Origin of the sequence: Micromonospora sp. DT31, from assembly GCF_049841795.1 — a bacterium.
Taxonomy (GTDB): Bacteria; Actinomycetota; Actinomycetes; order Mycobacteriales; family Micromonosporaceae; genus Micromonospora.
Window position 1 is genome coordinate 38,540 of record NZ_JBNCKZ010000010.1, and the last position, 15,970, is coordinate 54,509.

Here is a 15,970-nt window from a genome sequence, read left to right on the forward strand (position 1 = left end):
GGACTGTGCACATGGCTCTGCACGTGCGCGGTGTGTTCCTCCCCGACGACGAGGTCCGGGACGTCTGGTTGGTCGGCGACCGGGTCACCTTCGAACCGGTGCCGGGTGCCGAGACGGTGGCCGACGGCGGTTTCGTGCTGCCCGGCCTGACCGACGCACACTGTCACATCGGCATCGCCCGCGGTGGCGCCCCGATCACGTCGCTCGACCAGGCCCGGGAGCTGGCCCGGACCGACCGGGACGCGGGCGTGCTGGCCATCCGCGACGCCGGATCGCCGTACCCGTACCCCGAGTTGGAGGACGAGCCGGACCTGCCGCGACTGGCCCGCGCCGGCCGGCACGTCGCGCCGCCCAAGCGCTACCTGCGGGACATCGGCGTGGAGGTCGGCGCGGCCGAGGTGGCCGCGACGGTGGCCGCGCAGGCGGCGGCCGGCAACGGCTGGGTCAAGCTGGTCGGTGACTGGATCGACCGGGGCGTGGGCGACCTGGCGCCGGCCTGGGACGCCGACACCATGACGGCGGCGGTCGCCGCCGCGCACGCCGCCGGGGCGCGCGCCGCGGTGCACACGTTCTCCGAGTCCGCGGTGGAGATCATGGTGCGGGCCGGGGTGGACTCGGTGGAGCACGGGACCGGCCTGAGCCTCGACCTGATCGACCTGATGGCCCGGCAGGGCACCGCGCTGGTGCCCACCATGATCAATATCCGGACCTTCGGCCACATCGCGGAACAGGCCCGCGCCAAGTTCCCCGGGTACGCCGAACACATGCTCGCCCTGCGCGACCGCTTCCCCGAGGTGGTACGCGCCGCGCACGAGGCGGGCGTGCCGATCTACGTCGGCACCGACGCGGGCGGCGGCATCGACCACGGCCTCGCGGCCGAGGAGATGCTGCTGCTGCACGAGCAGGCCGGGATGGCCGCGCCGGACGTGCTCGGCGCCGCCTCCTGGCGGGCCCGAGAGTGGCTCGGCTTCCCCGGACTCGTCGAGGGCGGCCTCGCCGACCTGGTGGTCTACCCCGAGGATCCGCGGCGTGACCTGCGCGTGGTCCGGGCACCGAGCCGGATCGTCCTGCGCGGTCGGGTGGTCCGCTGAGTCACCCGGTCGGCGCGTCGGCCGCCGTCCCCTCGACGGCGCCCGGCGGCCGACGTCCGCGGGTGCTGCTCAGCGCACCTCGAGTTCGTACTCCGCCTCGACCCGGAACCGCCCTCCGTCGTGGCCGGCGAACGACAGGCGGTGCGGCCCCGGCGGGGGCGGCGGCACCAACCCCCACAGGCCCCAGCAGGAGACCTGCACCGACCACGGCCACGCGGTGACGACGTTGTTGAAGAACCCCCGGACCGGGAACGAGGCCGGGGAGCCGGCCGGGCGGACCGGCACCGCGATCCCGTCCAGCTCGGCGTGCCCGCCGGCGTGCGACACCGGCTCCGCCGGGCCGTCCCGGCGGCCCACCTCCCACCAGCAGAACGCCGGGAAGAACAGGGGCCGGCCCGCCGGCACCACGCAACGCCGGCTGACCCCGCCGCCCAGCGTGCCGGCGAGGAACCACACGTCGTCGGGCTGGTGACGCCCGCCGTGCCGGCCGGTGTGGTCCTTGAGCGGGTTGACCGGCTGGCGGTGGGCGGCCACCCAGGCCACCCAGCGGACGGCGAGCGGGGCCAGTGCCGAGGCCGGGTCCGGGGCGGGGGAGAGCATGACGGCAGATGGTAGTGCGGGCGCGCCCGCTCGCGTCCCCCCGTCGCGGGACGCATAGGATGTGCGGTCATGGCACGCGTGCTCACTCCCCGCGCGGAGGACTTCCCCCGCTGGTACCAGGACCTGATCGCCAAGGCGAAGCTGGCCGACAACGGCCCGGTCCGGGGGACCATGGTGATCCGACCGGCCGGCTACGCCATCTGGGAGCGGATGCAGGCCGAGATGGACGCCCGGATCAAGGCGGCCGGCGCGGAGAACGCGTACTTCCCGCTGTTCATCCCGGAGAGCTACCTCAAGCGCGAGGCCGAGCACGTCGAGGGCTTCTCGCCGGAACTGGCCGTGGTCACCCACGGTGGTGGCAAGCAGCTCTCCGAGCCGGTGGTGGTCCGCCCCACGAGCGAGACGGTCATCGGCGAGTTCATGGCCAAGTGGATCGACTCCTACCGGGACCTGCCGCTGCTGCTCAACCAGTGGGCAAACGTCGTGCGCTGGGAGCTGCGTCCCCGGATCTTCCTGCGTACCAGCGAGTTCCTCTGGCAGGAGGGGCACACCGCGCACGCCACCCGTTCCGACGCGCGGGCCTACGCCCGGCGGATCCTGCACGAGGCGTACGAGGACCTGATGGTCACCGTGCTCGGCATCCCGGTGGTGGTCGGCCTCAAGACCGCCCGCGAGCGCTTCGCCGGCGCGACCGCCACCTACACCTGCGAAGGCATGATGGGTGACGGCAAGGCCCTCCAGCTCGGCACCAGCCACGAGCTGGGGCAGAACTTCGCCAAGGCGTTCGACATCAGCTATTCCTCGGCCGAGGGCGGCCGGGAGCACGCGTGGACCACGTCCTGGGGCACCTCGACCCGGATGCTCGGCGGTCTGATCATGTGCCACGGCGACGACAACGGGCTGCGGGTGCCGCCGAAGCTGGCCCCGGTCCAGGCGTACGTGATGGTCGTCAAGGACGGCGAGGGCGTGCCCGAGGCGGCCCGCAAGCTCGTCGACGCGCTGCGCGACGCCGGGGTCCGGGTCGCGCTCGACGACCGGACCGACACCGCGTTCGGCCGCCGCGCCGTCGACGCCGAACTGCGCGGCTACCCGGTACGCGTCGAGGTCGGCCCGCGCGACCTGGCCGCCGGCAACGCGGTGGTGGTGCGGCGTACCGACGGCTCGAAGGCCCCCACGCCGGTGGCCGACGTGGTCGGCGCGGTCCTGGCCGCCTTGGAGGCCGACCAGCGGACGCTGCACGACCAGGCGTTGGAGTTCCGCCGCTCGCGCACCGTGGAGGTGTCGACGCTGGCCGAGGCGATCGAGGCGTCCGCCACCGGCTGGGCGCGGGTGCCGTGGTCGGCGGTCGGCGTCGAGGGTGAGGCCGAGGCGAACGGCCAGGGCGTGACGGTGCGCTGCCTGCTGCGCGCGGACGGCTCGGTGCCGGATTCGGAGTCCGAGCCCGACCTCGTGGCCATCCTCGCCCGCGCATACTGACGTGCGGTTCACCCCGGGCCGGTTGATCATGCACCGGAACGTGCGGCACGGCCGGATCGGCTGGGTCCGCCCGGCCCGGGTGGTCAGCGACGACGAGCGGGGCCTGCTGCTCTGGGTGGCCCGGGGCACGCCGGTGGCGCACGAGGTGACGGCGGCCGGGCTGGGCATGCGCGCGGTCCCGTTCGCCGAGTGGATCACCTCGTCGTACCGGTTGGCGCGTGGCCGGTGGAACGGCCCGCCGGTGCTGAAGTTCCTGCCCGTCGACGCGGCCCACTCGGTGTGGTGGTTCGCCGACGAGCGGGGGCGCTTCCAGAACTGGTACGTCAACCTGGAGGAGCCCGGTGTCCGCTGGGACGACGGGCCGGTGGCCGGGGTCGACATGGTGGACCAGGACCTCGACGTGGTGGTCCGGCCGGACCTGACCTGGGAGTGGAAGGACGAGGGCGAGTTCGTCGAGCGGCTGGCGTTTCCGGGCCACTACTGGGTGACCGACGAGAAGGCGGTACGCGCCGAGGGGGAGCGGGTGATCCGGCTGGCCGAGTCGGGCGCGTTCCCGTTCGACGGCACCTGGTGCGACTTCACCCCACCCGCCGAGTGGGACGTACCGGACGAACTGCCGCCCGGCTGGGACCGGCCGCCGGTGCGCTGAACGGTGTCGTCGGTCACGTCCCGCCTGCCGACGGGCGTGGTGTCCGGGTCCGGTGTGAGAGTTCCCCGCCGGATCTGGCAGAATGGGTCGCTGGTATCCGGCACGCGTCAGGCGCCCTCTAACCCGGGCGCGTCGCCAGTTCACCGAGCAGTCTCCGGCCCAAACCCCACTGTGCCGGTCGGCGCTCACCCGCACACCGCCCGTACGGGCCGGTGAGATCGCAACAGGAGCGAAACAACTGTGGCCGTAAAGATCCGGCTCCTGCGGATGGGCAAGATCCGCAACCCGCAGTACCGCATCGTCATCGCCGACTCGCGCACCAAGCGTGACGGTCGCGCGATCGAGTTCGTCGGTGTGTACCAGCCGAAGGAGGATCCTTCGGTGATCGAGGTCAAGTCGGAGCGGGTCCAGTACTGGCTGTCGGTCGGCGCTCAGCCGAGCGAGGCCGTGCAGCGCCTGCTGGAGCTGACCGGTGACTGGCAGAAGTTCAAGGGCCTGCCCGCGCCGCCGCCGCTGAAGGTCGCCTCCGAGCGGGCCGACCGTAAGGCGGCCTACGAGGCCGAGGCGAAGGCTGCCGCCGGTGTCGCGGAGACCCCGGCCAAGCCGGTCAAGAAGGCCACGAAGTCCGAGGCTGCGAAGCCGGAGGCCGAGGCACCCAAGGCCGAGGCACCCAAGGCCGAGGCACCCAAGGCCGAGGAGCAGACCGGTGCCGCCTCCGGCGAGCAGGCCTGACATGGCGCTGCGTCCGGCCCTGGAGCACCTGGTCAAGGGGATCGTCGACCACCCGGACGACGTCCGGGTGCGGTTGGTGGACTCCCGTCGGGGCAAGCGGCTCGAGGTCCGCGTGCACCCGGAGGACCTCGGTACGGTGATCGGGCGGTCCGGTCGGACCGCCAAGGCGCTGCGCCAGGTGATCGGCTCCGTCGGCGGGCGCGGAGTACGCGTCGACATCGTCGACTCGTACTGATGCTTCTCGTCGTCGGCCGGATCGGCAAGCCGCACGGCATCCGCGGTGAGGTCACCGTGGAGGTGCGCACCGACGAGCCCGAAGCACGGTTCGCCCCCGGTTCGGTGCTGGTCACCGAACCGGGGGTCGTCCCGGCCGAGCCCGGCGCCTGGCGGGTGCCCCCGACGTTGACAGTCGAGTCGGCCCGCTGGCACCAGGAACGGCTGCTGGTGGTCTTCGAGGGCGTGCGGGGCCGGGACGTCGCCGAGGCGCTGCGCAACACCCTCCTCGGCGTGGACAGCTCCGACGTCGCCGCGCCGGAGGACCCGGAGGAGTTCCACGACCACCAGTTGGTCGGGCTCACCGTGGTGAACCGGGCCGGTGAGCACCTGGGCGAGGTGGCCCGGATCGACCACGCGCCCGCGTCCGACCTGCTGGTGCTGCGGCGCCCGGAGGGGCGTACCGCGCTCATCCCGTTCGTCAAGGCGATCGTGCCCGAGGTGGACGTGGCCGGGGGTCGCGTCGTCGTCGACCCGCCCGACGGCCTGCTCGACCTGTAGCTGGAGCCACCCATGCGCGTCGACGTCGTGTCGATCTTTCCCGAGTACTTCGCCCCGCTGGATCTGTCGCTGACCGGCAGGGCCCGCGCGAACGGCACGCTGCGGCTGGCCGTGCACGATCTGCGCGCCTGGACCCACGACGTGCACCGCACGGTCGACGACACCCCCTACGGCGGCGGTCCCGGCATGGTCATGCGGCCGGAGCCGTGGGGTGAGGCGTTGGACGCGCTGGCTCCGGACGAGCTGAGCCCGGACGGGCACACCCTGCCCCGGCTGCTCGTGCCGTCCCCGGCCGGCGTCCCGTTCACCCAGGCAATGGCGCACGAGCTGGCCGCCGAGTCGCACCTGCTCTTCGCCTGCGGCCGGTACGAGGGCATCGACCAGCGGGTGCTGGACCACGCGGCGACCCGGATGCGGGTGACCGAGGTCTCCCTCGGCGACTACGTGCTGTTCGGCGGCGAGGTCGCGGTGCTGGTGATCCTGGAGGCGGTGACCCGGCTGCTGCCGGGCGTGCTCGGCAACGCCGGCTCGCTGGACGAGGAGTCGCACGCGCACGGGCTGCTGGAGGCCCCCCTCTACACCAAGCCGGCGAGCTGGCGCGGCCTGGACGTGCCGGAGGTGCTGCGGTCCGGCGACCACGCCCGGATCGCCCGCTGGCGACGCGACGAGGCGCTGCTGCGGACGGCGGGCCGCCGCCCGGACATGCTCGACGCGCTGGCGCCGGAGGCGTTGGACAAGCGGGACCGGGCGGCCCTGGACCGGGGTGGGTTTTCCCCGCCGCCGGGGCATGTGGCAAAGTAGAGGGGTTGCCGCATCCGTCCACGCCGTGGGCGGATGCGAGGGCCCTCGACCGGGGCCGGCGTCGCCGGTGGCCACCCGGGGGTCAGAATCACCCATCCGCGCATCGACTGACGATGCGCCGTGAGCATCACGAGGACGCAGCGATGAACATCCTGGACGCCCTTGACGCCCAGTCGAAGCGTACCGACCTGCCCGACTTCCGTGCCGGTGACACCGTCAAGGTGCACGCGCGGGTCGTCGAGGGCAACCGGTCCCGGGTCCAGATCTTCCAGGGCGTCGTCATCCGCCGCCAGGGTGACGGTCTCCGCGAGACCTTCTCGGTCCGCAAGGTCAGCTTCGGTGTCGGCGTGGAGCGGACCTACCCGCTCAACGGCCCGGGCATCGACCGGATCGAGGTCGTGACCCGCGGTGACGTCCGCCGGGCCAAGCTCTACTACCTGCGTGAGCTGCGCGGCAAGAAGGCCAAGATCAAGGAGCTGCGGGAGAAGCAGCCGGCGAACTGATTTCTGCTCGCCACGCCGCCCGGCCTGCGCGGATGTCGTATCGACCGGATCGCATTACGCTGGTCGGTACGGGCGTAGCCGGACGGTGCGAAGCGGTCCACTGCCGCCCGTGGGGTCTTTCCGAAGACTCCCGGGCGGTAGTGTCGTTTCTGCGGACCGGAGAGTGGCATGGCGCAGATGCTTGACGAGGGCGGCACCGTCGATCCCTGGCGCCGACGGGCCCGCCGGCGCCGACGGCAGATGCCGCTGTGGCAGGAGTTGCCGCTGCTGCTCGTCGTGGCGTTCTGCCTGGCGGTGCTGATCCGCACGTTCCTGCTCCAGGCGTTCTTCATCCCCTCCGGGTCGATGGAGGACACGCTGCTCATCGGTGACCGGGTGCTCGTCAACAAGGTCGTCTACGACGTCCGTGAACCGGTCCGCGGCGAGATCGTGGTGTTCCGGGGCACCGACCGCTGGGTCGCCCAGGAGGCGCCGGCCCCGCCGACCGACCTCGCCGGGCGGGTCGGCCGCACCCTCGGTGATCTGGTGGGCGTGAGCCGCCCCGGCGAGAAGGACTTCATCAAGCGCGTGATCGGCCTGCCCGGCGACAAGGTCTGGTGCTGCGACGAGGGCCGGGTGGTGGTCAACGGGGTGGCGCTCGACGAGCGGGAGTACGTCCTGGAGGATTCCCCGCTGGAGCTGCCACCCAACCCGAAGGAGTGCCGGTCGCGGCAGTTCACCGAGGTGGTGGTGCCACCGGGGCAGATCTTCGTGATGGGTGACCATCGGCTGGTCTCGCAGGACGCCCGCTGTCAGGGGCCGGTGCCGATAGACAACGTGGTCGGCCGCGCCTTCATGATCGTCTGGCCGTCGCAGCGGTGGACCTCGTTGCCCGTACCGGAGACGTTCGGCGGCCTGCCCCACGCGGACGCCGCGCCGGCCGCCCCGGCGCCCGTCGATCCCGATCCCCTGGAGGGAGCCGTCCTGATTCTTCCGGTGGTGGCGACGCTCACCGTTCTCGCGGGTTCGGGGCGACCCGGCCGTACCCGGGGACGTAGGCTCCTCCCGTGATCGACGAGCAGACCGAAAAGCCGCGCAGCTCCTTCTGGAAGGAGCTGCCCATCCTTCTGGGCGTGGCGATCCTGGTCGCGGTGCTGGTTCGCGCCTTCGTGCTGCAGACCTTCTTCATCCCGTCGCCGTCCATGGAGAACACCCTCAAGATCGACGATCGGGTGTTGGTCAACAAGCTGGTCTACGACTTCCGCTCGCCGCACCGGGGCGAGGTGATCGTCTTCAAGGCGCCCACCGAGTGGAGCGGCAACCCCGACGGCGAGGACTTCATCAAGCGGGTGATCGGCGTCGGCGGCGACCACGTGGTGTGCTGTGATCGCACCGGCGGGCAGGACCGGCTGATCATCAACGGCAAGCCCGTCGACGAGCCGTTCATCTTCCCCGGCAACAAGCCCGCCGACCAGGACTTCGACGTCAAGGTACCGAAGGGTCGCCTGTGGGTGATGGGTGATCACCGGGAGGCGTCCGGCGACTCGCTGGAGCACTGGCAGCAGTCCGGCGAGGACATCAACTCGGCCACGATCCCGGAGGGCGAGGTCGTGGGTCGCGCCTTCACCATCTTCTGGCCGGTCGGCCGCGCCACCTGGCTCAGCGTGCCGAAGCAGTTCGAGGGAATCCCCAATCCCTGACCTGCCGGCCGCCGCACGCGACGCGCCACCGGCCGGACGCCGTGGCCGTTCGTCGCCGGCGTCTGGCAGGCTGGTGCGGTGACCGTCTACACCCCTCGTCGCGCGGCCCGGGTGCTGCTGCTCGACGCGTCCGACCGGGTGCTGCTCTTCGCCGGCAGCGACCCCGCCCGGCCTGGTCACCGCTACTGGTTCACCCCCGGTGGCGGGCTCGACCCGGGGGAGTCCCCGGCCGCCGGGGCGGCGCGTGAGCTGGCCGAGGAGACCGGCCTGCGGCTGGCCCCGGCCGAGTTGGGCGCGCCGATCTGGGCCGAGACCGTCGAGTTCCCGTTCGACGGGGTCTGGTACCGGCAGGAGCAGGAGTTCTTCCTGGTCCGGGTGCCCGACTGGGAGGTCGACACCGCCGGGTTCAACGAGATCGAACGGGCCAACGTGCACGGGCACCGCTGGTGGGCAGTCGCCGACCTGGCCGCGTCCGCCGAGCGCTACTACCCGCCGGACCTGCCCGGCCGGCTCGGCTCGGTGCTGCGCGGGAGCGGCGGATGTTGACCCCGCCGCGCACGGTGGTGCGCCGCGACGGAGGTCTCTACGCGCTGGAGCGGGCTCTGCAACGCCGGGGTTTCCGGCACGTGGCGGGTGCGGACGAGGCCGGCCGCGGTGCGTGCGCCGGGCCGCTGGTGGCCGCCGCCGCGGTGCTGCCGGAGGGTCGGCGCGGTGAGATCGACGAACTGGCCGACTCGAAGCTGCTCACCCCGGCGGCCCGCGAACGGGTCTACGACGAGGTGGTGGCGCGGGCACTGGCCTACGCGGTGGTGGTCATCCCGGCCGAGGAGGTCGACGCGCGCGGGCTGCACGTGTGCAACCTCGCCGCGATGCGCCGGGCGCTCGCCTCGCTGCGCACCCGCCCGGAGTACGTGCTCACCGACGGTTTCGGCGTCGACGGCCTGGACGTGCCGGGGCTGGCGGTCTGGAAGGGTGACCGGGTGGCCGCCTGCGTGGCGGCGGCGAGCGTGCTGGCCAAGGTCACCCGGGATCGGATCATGGTGGAACTGGACGGGCGGTTCCCCGGCTACGGCTTCGCCGAGCACAAGGGTTACGTCACCAGCGAGCACAGCGCCGCGTTGCGTGCGCTCGGGCCGTGCCGGGAACACCGCTTCTCGTACGTGAACGTGGCCGCCGTCTCCGGTCGGGACGGACGGCCTCCCCGGGCCCGCCGTCCGGCCGCTACAACGCCCGACGCCACGCTGCCCGGGCTGGCTCCGAGGGCCTTCAGCGAGCGCTCGGATGAGCCGATTGAGCGCCCCGGCGCGCCAGGGGGTACCGTCGGCGTGGCGTTGGGCGAGCAGCCGCGACCTCCGGTGTCGGTGGGGGAAGATGTGGTCATGGAAGGCGGAGTGCGATGAGCGCGGAAGATCTCGAGAAGTACGAAACCGAGATGGAGCTGCAGCTCTACCGGGAGTACCGCGACATTGTCCGCCAGTTCTCCTACGTGGTGGAGACCGAGCGCCGGTTCTACCTGGCCAACCAGGTCGACCTGCACGTGCGCAACTCCGACGGCGAGGTCTACTTCGAGGTCGAGATGCACGACGCCTGGGTGTGGGACATGTACCGACCTGCCCGTTTCGTCAAGAACGTCCGAGTAATGACGTTCAAGGACGTCAATGTCGAAGAGCTCGAAAAGCCCGACATCTCGCTTCCTGCGGATTCCGGTTTCGGGAGCTGAGCACCGGCGGCCGGCGGATCACTCCGCCGGCACGACCACCTCGACCCGCTGCACCAGGTTGTTCGCGAACCCGCCCCGGTTCCACGGCTGCTCGACCGGCTGCGTACGCCCCGAGGCGTCGGTGGCCCGCGCGCCCAGCACGTACCGCCCCGGCGTCGCCGTCCAGGCCACCGACCAGCGGCGCCACGCCCACTCACCCCCGGCCGGCCCGTCGAGGGTCGCCGGCAGCCACGTGTCGCCACCGTCCACGGTCACCTCGACGGACGTCACCGGCCCGTGCCCGGACCACGCCCGACCGTCCACCACGCACGGGCCCGGCCGCACGATCCGGGTGCGGGACATGAAGTCCGGGAACCCCGGCGGACGCACCAACGCACGCGGTTCGATCCGGGTCACCGGCAACCCCGGGTCGTCGGCGTCGCGGCGCAGCCGGTAGGCGACCGCGTTCTGGTAGCCCGCGAACGGCTCCGTCGTCACCCGGATGTCGCGCAGCCACTTGACGTGCGCCATGCCGTACCAGCCGGGCACGATCAGCCGCAGCGGCGCACCGTGCTGCGGCAGCAGCGGAGCGCCGTTCATCTCGTAGGCCAGCAGCACCTCCTCGCGCAGCGCGTCGGCCACCGGCAGGGCCCGCTGGTAGTCCTGCTCGACGCCACGCTCCACCCCGTGGTCCGCGCCGGTGAAGACCACGTCCACCGCGTCGTCGTCCAGGCCGGCCTCGCGCAGCAACGGCGCCAGCGGCGTACCCGTCCACTCGGCGTTGCCCACCGCCTCCACCAGCCAGGGCTGACTGACCGGGCGGGGCCGCAGCAACGCCCGGCCGTTGCCCGCGCACTCCAGGGTGACCCGGTGGGTGACCCGCGGCCGGTCGCGCAGCGCCGCCAGGTCCAACCGCAGTGGACGCCGGACCGCGCCGGAGACGGTCAGCGCGTGGGCGGCCGGGTCGACGTCCGGGATGTCGTAGTGGATGAGCAGGTAGTGCAGGCCCGCCGGGGTCACGTCGTAGCGCAACGCCTCCAGCGGGATGCCGTGGTTGCGCGCCGCCAACTGGAGTTCCTCGACGCTTATCGCCTCGTCCGGGCCGGCCACCCGGGAGGGCCCGCTCGCGTCGCCCACAGTGGTCATGGTTGCTCCGTCCGCTCCAACACGTCGTAGCCCACGAACTCGAACATCCGCGCCCCCGCCGCCAGCGGGCGGGGCGTGCCCGTGAACCGGTGCGCGCCCACCCCCACGCCGTCGGCCGGGCTGCCCACCGCGACCGGCGTGAAGCCCTCCTGCGCGAACCACTCGCAGATGACGGGCACCAGGTCCGGCTCGCGCCGGTGCCGCGTCCACAGCACCGTGCCGCCGGTGGCGCAGAGCGAGGCGCAGTGCCGCACCGTCGTCCGGATGTCGTCGTCGTTGACGTTGCCGAAGATGCCGCAGGCCAGCACGAGGTGCGCCGGGGCCAGATCGGCGTACCGGTCGGTCAGCGACGCGTCCCCGGTCACCACCTCCACCCCGGTCAGCCCGGCCTCGACGACGGCCGCCCGGGCCAGCTCGGTGTTGCGGGGGTCCAGCTCGACCAGCCGGGCGGTCACGTCGCCGCCCCGGCGGTGGGTGGCCAGCACGGGAATCAGGTCGCGGCCCTGCCCGGCGCAGAGGCTCAGCACGCGCAGCGGACCGGGCGGCGCCGCGTCCAGCGCCTCGACGACGCGACGCCGCACCTCCGCGAGCCGGCGGGCCAGTGCCGATTCGGGCTGGTCGTAGTCCAGGTGCCAGGCGTACCAGTCCTTCGTCACGACGCCAGCATAGGCCGCTCGGCGGTAGCAGATCCGTCCCGAATTCGGTGGCCGTCCACAAGCCGGGGTTGTCCACACCGGTGGTGGCGGGCCGTCGGGCGCGACGGGCACAGTGCACACCATGTGGACACCGACCGGTCGAGCCGCGCTGGTGGTCGTGCTTCTCGTAGCCGGCCTGCCGGCCGGTTCCGCCCCGCCCCCGCGCGCTCCCGTGACGCACAACGGTGGGCCGCCGCCTGCCGGTTCCGGTGCGTCGTTCCGGTGGCCACTGCCCGGCCTGCCCCGCGTGGGCCGCCGATTCGACCCACCGCCGCAGCCGTGGCGTCCCGGGCACCGGGGCGTCGACCTCGTCGCCGACCCGGGCGTCGAGGTGTACGCGGCCGGCGCCGGCACCGTGCTGTTCGCCGGCCCGGTCGCCGGGCGGCCGGTGCTCACCGTCGGGCACCGCGACGGGCTCCGCACCACCTACGAACCGGTCCGTTCCCGGCTCACCGCCGGCACCCGGGTGGACGCCGGCACGCCCGTCGGTGACCTGCTCGCCGGGCATCCCGGCTGCGCCGCCGCAGCGTGCCTGCACTGGGGGTTGCGGCGCGGCGAGGACTACCTCGACCCCCTCGCCCTGCTGGGGCTCGGCCGGGTCCGGTTGCTTCCCCTGCACCCGGCCCGGCGTGGCACGCATGTCAACGTCGGGCGAGCAGCGTGGGCAGCCGGACGGCCAACCGCTCGTACTCCTCGGCGGTGTTGTAGACCTGTGCGCTCACCCGCAGGTAGCCGCGCCCGTTCCAGGAGGGGACGGACACCTCGGTGAGGAGCTCGTCGGCGATCCGGGCGCGTAGCTCGGTGGCCGCCGCCAGGGTCGTCGCGACACCCGGCGGCAGCGGCACCAGTCGCATGGCGACCGCCGGTCCGCCGGGCTCCGGCAACCGCTCGGGCGCCACGCCGAGGGCGTCCCCGACCGCCCGTTGCCCGTACGCGGCCAGTGCCGCGTTGTGCGCGCGTACCCGGTCCACGCCGAGGCTGCGCATCGTGAACAGCCCCACCGGAGCGGCCAGCCAGGCGGTGTGGTCGAGCGTCGCCTGCCACTCCACCCGGGCCGGGAACCCGCTGTCCTGCTCCCACGACACGACAAGCGGTTGGATCCGCTCCCGCCACGGCGGCGTCACCGCCAGCGCGGCGGTGCCCCGCGGCGCGTACGCCCACTTGTGCAGGTTGCCCACCCAGAAGTCGGCGCCGACCGACGCGACAGTCGCCGGCAGCATGCCGGGCGCGTGCGCGGCGTCGACGAGCACCGGCACGCCCTGTTCCCGGGCCACCGCGGTCAACGCCGCCGTCGGGAAGAGCCGGGCGGTCGGCGAGGTGAGCTGGTCGACGATCAGCAGCCGGGTCCGGCCGGGACGCAGCCCGCTGCGGACGATCTCGACCACCTCCTCGTCGGAGGCGGCCAGCGGCACCGACACGGTGCGGGCCACCGCCCCGGTCCGACCGCACTCCCGCGCCACCGCCAGGGCGATCGCCCCGTACCCGTGGTCGGTGGTCAGGATCTCGTCGCCGGGCTTCAGACCGAGGGACTGCAACACCACGGCCGCCCCGGTGGTGGCGTTGCCGACCAGGGTGGTGCCGTCCGGGTCGGCGCCAAGAAACCCGGCCAGGTGCCGCCGGGTGTGGGCGATCCGTTCCACCAGACCCCGGGTGAAGAACCGGGGCGGATTGGCCTCCATCTCGTCGCGCAGGCGCTGCTGGGCGCGCTGCACGGCGATGGGGACGGCGCCGAACGCGCCGTGGTTGAGGTGACTGACGGACGGGTCGAGGGAGAAGAGCAGCCGAGCCCCGGGTATCGGCTCGGGTGGCCGCGGCACCGTCATCGGTCGATCCTAGCCCGGGATGGATCATCACCCGGGGGATTCGCCCCGGGGCCGCCCCGGGCACCGGACGGGTCGATCGGCGGTTTCAGGCGCGCGGATGGGCCTGCCGGTACGCCGCGCGTAGCCGCTCCACCGAGACGTGTGTGTAGATCTGCGTGCTGGCCAGCGACGAGTGCCCCAGCAGCTCCTGCACGGCCCGCAGGTCCGCGCCGCCCTCCAGCAGGTGCGTGGCCGCCGAGTGACGCAGCCCGTGCGGTGTCACCCGGGGCACGCCGGCAACTCCCGACCAGCCGGCCACGATCCGCCGCGCGGTGGTCGGGTTGAGCCGCCCGCCCCGCGCGCCGAGCAGCAGCGCCCGACCCGAGCCGGGCGTCAGCAGCGCGGGTCGGCCGGAAGCCAGCCACCCGTCCAGCGCCCGCTGCGCGGGCATCCCGTACGGCACCGACCGTTCCCGGCCGCCCTTGCCCAGCACCCGGACCACCCGGCGGGCCTGGTCGACGTCGCTGACGTCCAACCCGCACGCCTCGCTGATCCGTATCCCGGTGCCGTAGAGCAGTTCCAGCAGCAGCCGGTCGCGCGACACCACCGGGTCGGGCGGGCCGTCGCCGGCCGGGTCCGGCTCGGCGGGCGTCCCGGCGTTCGTCGGCCGGTGGTCCCCGGCCGGCCGCGCACCCGGGGCGTCCATCAGGGCGGCGGCCTGGTCGGCCCGCAGCACCGTGGGCAGCTCCCGCCGGGCCCGGGGGCTGGCCAGGGGCGCGGCCACGTCTTCGGCTATCCGGCCGGTCCGGTGCGCCCAGGTGCTGAACGTGCGGGCGGCGGCGGCCCGCCGGGCCATCGTGGTCCGGGCCGCGCCCGTCGTCCGCTGCTTGGCCAGCCAGCTCCGCAGCACGGCCAGATCCAGTTCCGGCAGGTCGGCGCAGCCCATCCGCACCGCGTGGTCGAGCAGCGAGACGACGTCCGTCACGTATGCCCGGACGGTGTGGGCGGACCGGTTGCGTACCCGGGCCAGGTGGTCGGCGAAGTCGTCCACCGCGTCCCGCATCGACGCCGGCAGTTCCTCGTGCGCGGCCCGGGTGGCGCGCCGCCGCCCGCTCACCGCCGCGCCCCGTCCTGGCGCACGCGCTCGCACCTGCGGAGGCGGACACCGATCACCGCTCCAGCCTACGGCCGGAACGCTTCGGCCGCGTCGCTGCGGTACCGGCGTCGGGCCCGCCCGCCGCCGGTGACGTGTGCGCTCCGCCACTGCGACGCGCCCTCCAGGTGTGCGGTACGCGACGGCGCGCCGGGGAGGCTGGCCGAGGCGGCTCTGGACAGGGGAAACTCATGCCGCGGCGAGGTTCGGTGCGACAAGCCGGCGGTGGCGGCCCGGTCGCGGCCCCAACCGGTCACCGGCCCGGCCGCAACACAGGGAGCGTCCCCGCGACGGTGACGCCGGCACGAGGAGGGGATCGGGAGTGGGAGTGGATGCCGTCCTCTACCGGCAGGTGCGGGCGGGCAGCGACCGTCGCCGGCCGGTGTACGTCTCGATCGAGGTCGTCGCCGACCCGCAGGACGTGCTGCTGGACCTGCTCAAGCGGGTCCGCGGCAGTGGTCGGACCCCGCTGCTGGACCGCGTCGACCCGGTCGGCGAGCTGACCGTGCACGCCGACCGGGTGGCTCAGCTGGTCGCCGAGCTGCCGTGTCTGGCCGAAATGGCCCGGGCCCCGGCCGAGGTGGACCACATCCGCCGGTTGGCCCGGCTGGCCCGCCGGTGCGGGGAGCGCCGCGACGTCGAGATCCGGTTCGAGGGCGACTGACACCATGGCGCGCGGGCTTCCCGCTGCGGCGTCGGTCGGCTCAGCCCTCGGCGGTCGACCGAGCGGCCCGGATGCGGCGTTTTCCCCACACGATCAGCAGGACACCCACCGTGAACAGGGCAGGACCGGCGACGAAGCCGATGTCCCGGATCTTGCGGTTCTGCTCGTATTTCTTCCGCGCCTCCGCCTTCTGCGCCTCGTAGGAGCCGTCGCCGGCGCCGAACATGCAGTGGTACCGGGGAGTCATCACCTTGTCGCCGCACATCGTCGGACCGTTCGGGTCGTAGTCACCGGCGCGGCTGTGGGACAGGAACGCAAAGAACAGCACGAAGAGGCTGACGGCCACCGTCATCCCGCCGAGGCTGCGGCGGCCGGTGCCGGGCGGCCCTGCTGCGGGGTCGCGGCGCGAGGCCTTCTGCGGTGCGGTCATCGGCCACCTCCACGCCGGTGCGGCCCGGGCTCGCCCGGCACCGCGCGCAGCGCCTCGGTGTCGGCCCGCTGCCGGG

Annotated in this window: 20 protein-coding genes and 1 pseudogene; 15 read left to right on the forward strand and 6 right to left on the reverse strand. The window is 73.4% G+C overall.

The genetic code is table 11. The annotated features are described in order from the left end of the window. Positions 1–11 precede the first annotated feature (11 nt). Positions 12–1,091, forward strand: coding sequence for an amidohydrolase family protein (locus tag ACLQ2X_RS18085; RefSeq protein WP_425682207.1), 1,080 nt, complete (start codon positions 12–14; stop codon positions 1,089–1,091). 69 nt (positions 1,092–1,160) lie between these two features. Here ACLQ2X_RS18085 and ACLQ2X_RS18090 read toward each other — a convergent pair whose 3' ends face one another. Then, positions 1,161–1,691, reverse strand: coding sequence for a hypothetical protein (locus tag ACLQ2X_RS18090; protein ID WP_425682208.1), 531 nt, complete (start codon positions 1,689–1,691; stop codon positions 1,161–1,163). Positions 1,692–1,760: 69 nt separating this feature from the next. Here ACLQ2X_RS18090 and proS point away from each other — a divergent pair, with 69 nt between their 5' ends. The 12 genes from proS (at position 1,761) to ACLQ2X_RS18150 (ending at position 10,025) form a co-directional block, all read left to right on the forward strand. Beyond that, complete coding sequence (gene proS, locus ACLQ2X_RS18095) at positions 1,761–3,167, forward strand: proline--tRNA ligase (RefSeq protein ID WP_425682209.1); 1,407 nt, start codon at positions 1,761–1,763, stop codon at positions 3,165–3,167. A 1-nt stretch (position 3,168) separates the two neighbouring features. Next, entirely contained in the window at positions 3,169–3,816 is a 648-nt protein-coding gene (locus tag ACLQ2X_RS18100) for a DUF402 domain-containing protein (RefSeq protein ID WP_425682210.1), read from the forward strand. Positions 3,817–4,056: 240 nt separating this feature from the next. Then, the gene (gene rpsP / locus ACLQ2X_RS18105; protein ID WP_425682211.1) at positions 4,057–4,548 is read left to right on the forward strand and encodes a 30S ribosomal protein S16; all 492 of its coding nucleotides are present in this window, start codon (positions 4,057–4,059) and stop codon (positions 4,546–4,548) included. Further along, on the forward strand, positions 4,523–4,783 hold the full coding sequence (locus ACLQ2X_RS18110) for an RNA-binding protein (protein ID WP_425682212.1): 261 nt from the start codon (positions 4,523–4,525) through the stop codon (positions 4,781–4,783). The genes rpsP and ACLQ2X_RS18110 overlap by 26 nt, the downstream gene beginning before the upstream one ends. Then, on the forward strand, positions 4,783–5,322 hold the full coding sequence (gene rimM / locus ACLQ2X_RS18115; protein ID WP_425682213.1) for a ribosome maturation factor RimM: 540 nt from the start codon (positions 4,783–4,785) through the stop codon (positions 5,320–5,322). The genes ACLQ2X_RS18110 and rimM overlap by 1 nt, the downstream gene beginning before the upstream one ends. 12 nt (positions 5,323–5,334) lie before the next feature. Continuing rightward, positions 5,335–6,123 carry a tRNA (guanosine(37)-N1)-methyltransferase TrmD gene (gene trmD / locus ACLQ2X_RS18120; protein ID WP_425682214.1) on the forward strand — a complete coding sequence of 263 codons (789 nt, stop codon included), beginning with the start codon at positions 5,335–5,337 and terminating at the stop codon, positions 6,121–6,123. A gap of 143 nt (positions 6,124–6,266) precedes the next feature. Further along, a complete protein-coding gene (gene rplS / locus ACLQ2X_RS18125) occupies positions 6,267–6,626 on the forward strand; it encodes a 50S ribosomal protein L19 (RefSeq protein WP_013284591.1) in 360 nt (119 codons plus the stop codon). Positions 6,627–6,794: 168 nt separating this feature from the next. Further along, on the forward strand, positions 6,795–7,676 hold the full coding sequence (gene lepB / locus ACLQ2X_RS18130; protein WP_425682215.1) for a signal peptidase I: 882 nt from the start codon (positions 6,795–6,797) through the stop codon (positions 7,674–7,676). Next, positions 7,673–8,305, forward strand: coding sequence for a signal peptidase I (lepB, locus tag ACLQ2X_RS18135; RefSeq protein WP_425682216.1), 633 nt, complete (start codon positions 7,673–7,675; stop codon positions 8,303–8,305). The genes lepB (ACLQ2X_RS18130) and lepB (ACLQ2X_RS18135) overlap by 4 nt, the downstream gene beginning before the upstream one ends. Positions 8,306–8,383: 78 nt before the next feature. Then, a complete protein-coding gene (locus tag ACLQ2X_RS18140; protein ID WP_425682217.1) occupies positions 8,384–8,851 on the forward strand; it encodes an NUDIX hydrolase in 468 nt (155 codons plus the stop codon). Beyond that, the gene (locus ACLQ2X_RS18145) at positions 8,845–9,705 is read left to right on the forward strand and encodes a ribonuclease HII (RefSeq protein ID WP_425682218.1); all 861 of its coding nucleotides are present in this window, start codon (positions 8,845–8,847) and stop codon (positions 9,703–9,705) included. The genes ACLQ2X_RS18140 and ACLQ2X_RS18145 overlap by 7 nt, the downstream gene beginning before the upstream one ends. Further along, positions 9,702–10,025, forward strand: a complete 324-nt coding sequence (locus ACLQ2X_RS18150; RefSeq protein ID WP_011905215.1) for a DUF2469 domain-containing protein — start codon at positions 9,702–9,704, stop codon at positions 10,023–10,025. The genes ACLQ2X_RS18145 and ACLQ2X_RS18150 overlap by 4 nt, the downstream gene beginning before the upstream one ends. Before the next feature lie 18 nt (positions 10,026–10,043). Here the strand turns inward: ACLQ2X_RS18150 and ACLQ2X_RS18155 are convergent, their stop codons facing one another. Together ACLQ2X_RS18155 and ACLQ2X_RS18160 are read right to left on the reverse strand one after the other, a co-directional pair. Beyond that, positions 10,044–11,150 (reverse strand): sulfite oxidase, encoded by a 1,107-nt coding sequence (locus ACLQ2X_RS18155; RefSeq protein ID WP_425682219.1) that lies wholly within the window; start codon positions 11,148–11,150, stop codon positions 10,044–10,046. Then, positions 11,147–11,806 (reverse strand): class I SAM-dependent methyltransferase, encoded by a 660-nt coding sequence (locus tag ACLQ2X_RS18160; RefSeq protein ID WP_425682220.1) that lies wholly within the window; start codon positions 11,804–11,806, stop codon positions 11,147–11,149. The genes ACLQ2X_RS18155 and ACLQ2X_RS18160 overlap by 4 nt, the downstream gene beginning before the upstream one ends. A 121-nt stretch (positions 11,807–11,927) precedes the next feature. Between ACLQ2X_RS18160 and ACLQ2X_RS18165 the strand changes: the two are divergent. Continuing rightward, positions 11,928–12,476, forward strand: a pseudogene (locus ACLQ2X_RS18165) (M23 family metallopeptidase); the annotation flags it as partial. Positions 12,477–12,486: 10 nt separating this feature from the next. On the opposite strand, the gene ACLQ2X_RS18170 reads toward ACLQ2X_RS18165, so the two are convergent. Continuing rightward, on the reverse strand, positions 12,487–13,668 hold the full coding sequence (locus ACLQ2X_RS18170; protein ID WP_425682221.1) for an aminotransferase class V-fold PLP-dependent enzyme: 1,182 nt from the start codon (positions 13,666–13,668) through the stop codon (positions 12,487–12,489). 85 nt (positions 13,669–13,753) lie between these two features. Continuing rightward, positions 13,754–14,710, reverse strand: coding sequence for a tyrosine recombinase XerC (locus ACLQ2X_RS18175; RefSeq protein ID WP_425682370.1), 957 nt, complete (start codon positions 14,708–14,710; stop codon positions 13,754–13,756). A 412-nt stretch (positions 14,711–15,122) separates the two neighbouring features. Between ACLQ2X_RS18175 and ACLQ2X_RS18180 the strand changes: the two genes are divergently transcribed. After that, positions 15,123–15,464, forward strand: coding sequence for a hypothetical protein (locus ACLQ2X_RS18180; protein WP_425682222.1), 342 nt, complete (start codon positions 15,123–15,125; stop codon positions 15,462–15,464). A 40-nt stretch (positions 15,465–15,504) separates the two neighbouring features. Here the strand turns inward: ACLQ2X_RS18180 and ACLQ2X_RS18185 are convergent, their stop codons facing one another. Then, positions 15,505–15,894: a hypothetical protein gene (locus ACLQ2X_RS18185; protein ID WP_425682223.1), complete on the reverse strand. Its 390-nt coding sequence runs from the start codon at positions 15,892–15,894 to the stop codon at positions 15,505–15,507. Positions 15,895–15,970: the final 76 nt, after the last annotated feature.

What these genes read in the sequence shown, in the direction of transcription:
- proS (WP_425682209.1), top strand. Translation starts at nt 1,761, where the DNA reads ATGGCACGCGTGCTCACTCCCCGCGCGGAGGACTTCCCCCGCTGGTAC.
- ACLQ2X_RS18090 (WP_425682208.1), bottom strand. Translation starts at nt 1,691, where the DNA reads ATGCTCTCCCCCGCCCCGGACCCGGCCTCGGCACTGGCCCCGCTCGCC.
- trmD (WP_425682214.1), top strand. Translation starts at nt 5,335, where the DNA reads ATGCGCGTCGACGTCGTGTCGATCTTTCCCGAGTACTTCGCCCCGCTG.
- ACLQ2X_RS18155 (WP_425682219.1), bottom strand. Translation starts at nt 11,150, where the DNA reads ATGACCACTGTGGGCGACGCGAGCGGGCCCTCCCGGGTGGCCGGCCCG.
- ACLQ2X_RS18085 (WP_425682207.1), top strand. Translation starts at nt 12, where the DNA reads ATGGCTCTGCACGTGCGCGGTGTGTTCCTCCCCGACGACGAGGTCCGG.
- ACLQ2X_RS18175 (WP_425682370.1), bottom strand. Translation starts at nt 14,710, where the DNA reads ATGCGGGACGCGGTGGACGACTTCGCCGACCACCTGGCCCGGGTACGC.
- rimM (WP_425682213.1), top strand. Translation starts at nt 4,783, where the DNA reads ATGCTTCTCGTCGTCGGCCGGATCGGCAAGCCGCACGGCATCCGCGGT.
- lepB (WP_425682215.1), top strand. Translation starts at nt 6,795, where the DNA reads ATGGCGCAGATGCTTGACGAGGGCGGCACCGTCGATCCCTGGCGCCGA.
- ACLQ2X_RS18170 (WP_425682221.1), bottom strand. Translation starts at nt 13,668, where the DNA reads ATGACGGTGCCGCGGCCACCCGAGCCGATACCCGGGGCTCGGCTGCTC.
- ACLQ2X_RS18145 (WP_425682218.1), top strand. Translation starts at nt 8,845, where the DNA reads ATGTTGACCCCGCCGCGCACGGTGGTGCGCCGCGACGGAGGTCTCTAC.
- rplS (WP_013284591.1), top strand. Translation starts at nt 6,267, where the DNA reads ATGAACATCCTGGACGCCCTTGACGCCCAGTCGAAGCGTACCGACCTG.
- ACLQ2X_RS18185 (WP_425682223.1), bottom strand. Translation starts at nt 15,894, where the DNA reads ATGACCGCACCGCAGAAGGCCTCGCGCCGCGACCCCGCAGCAGGGCCG.
- ACLQ2X_RS18150 (WP_011905215.1), top strand. Translation starts at nt 9,702, where the DNA reads ATGAGCGCGGAAGATCTCGAGAAGTACGAAACCGAGATGGAGCTGCAG.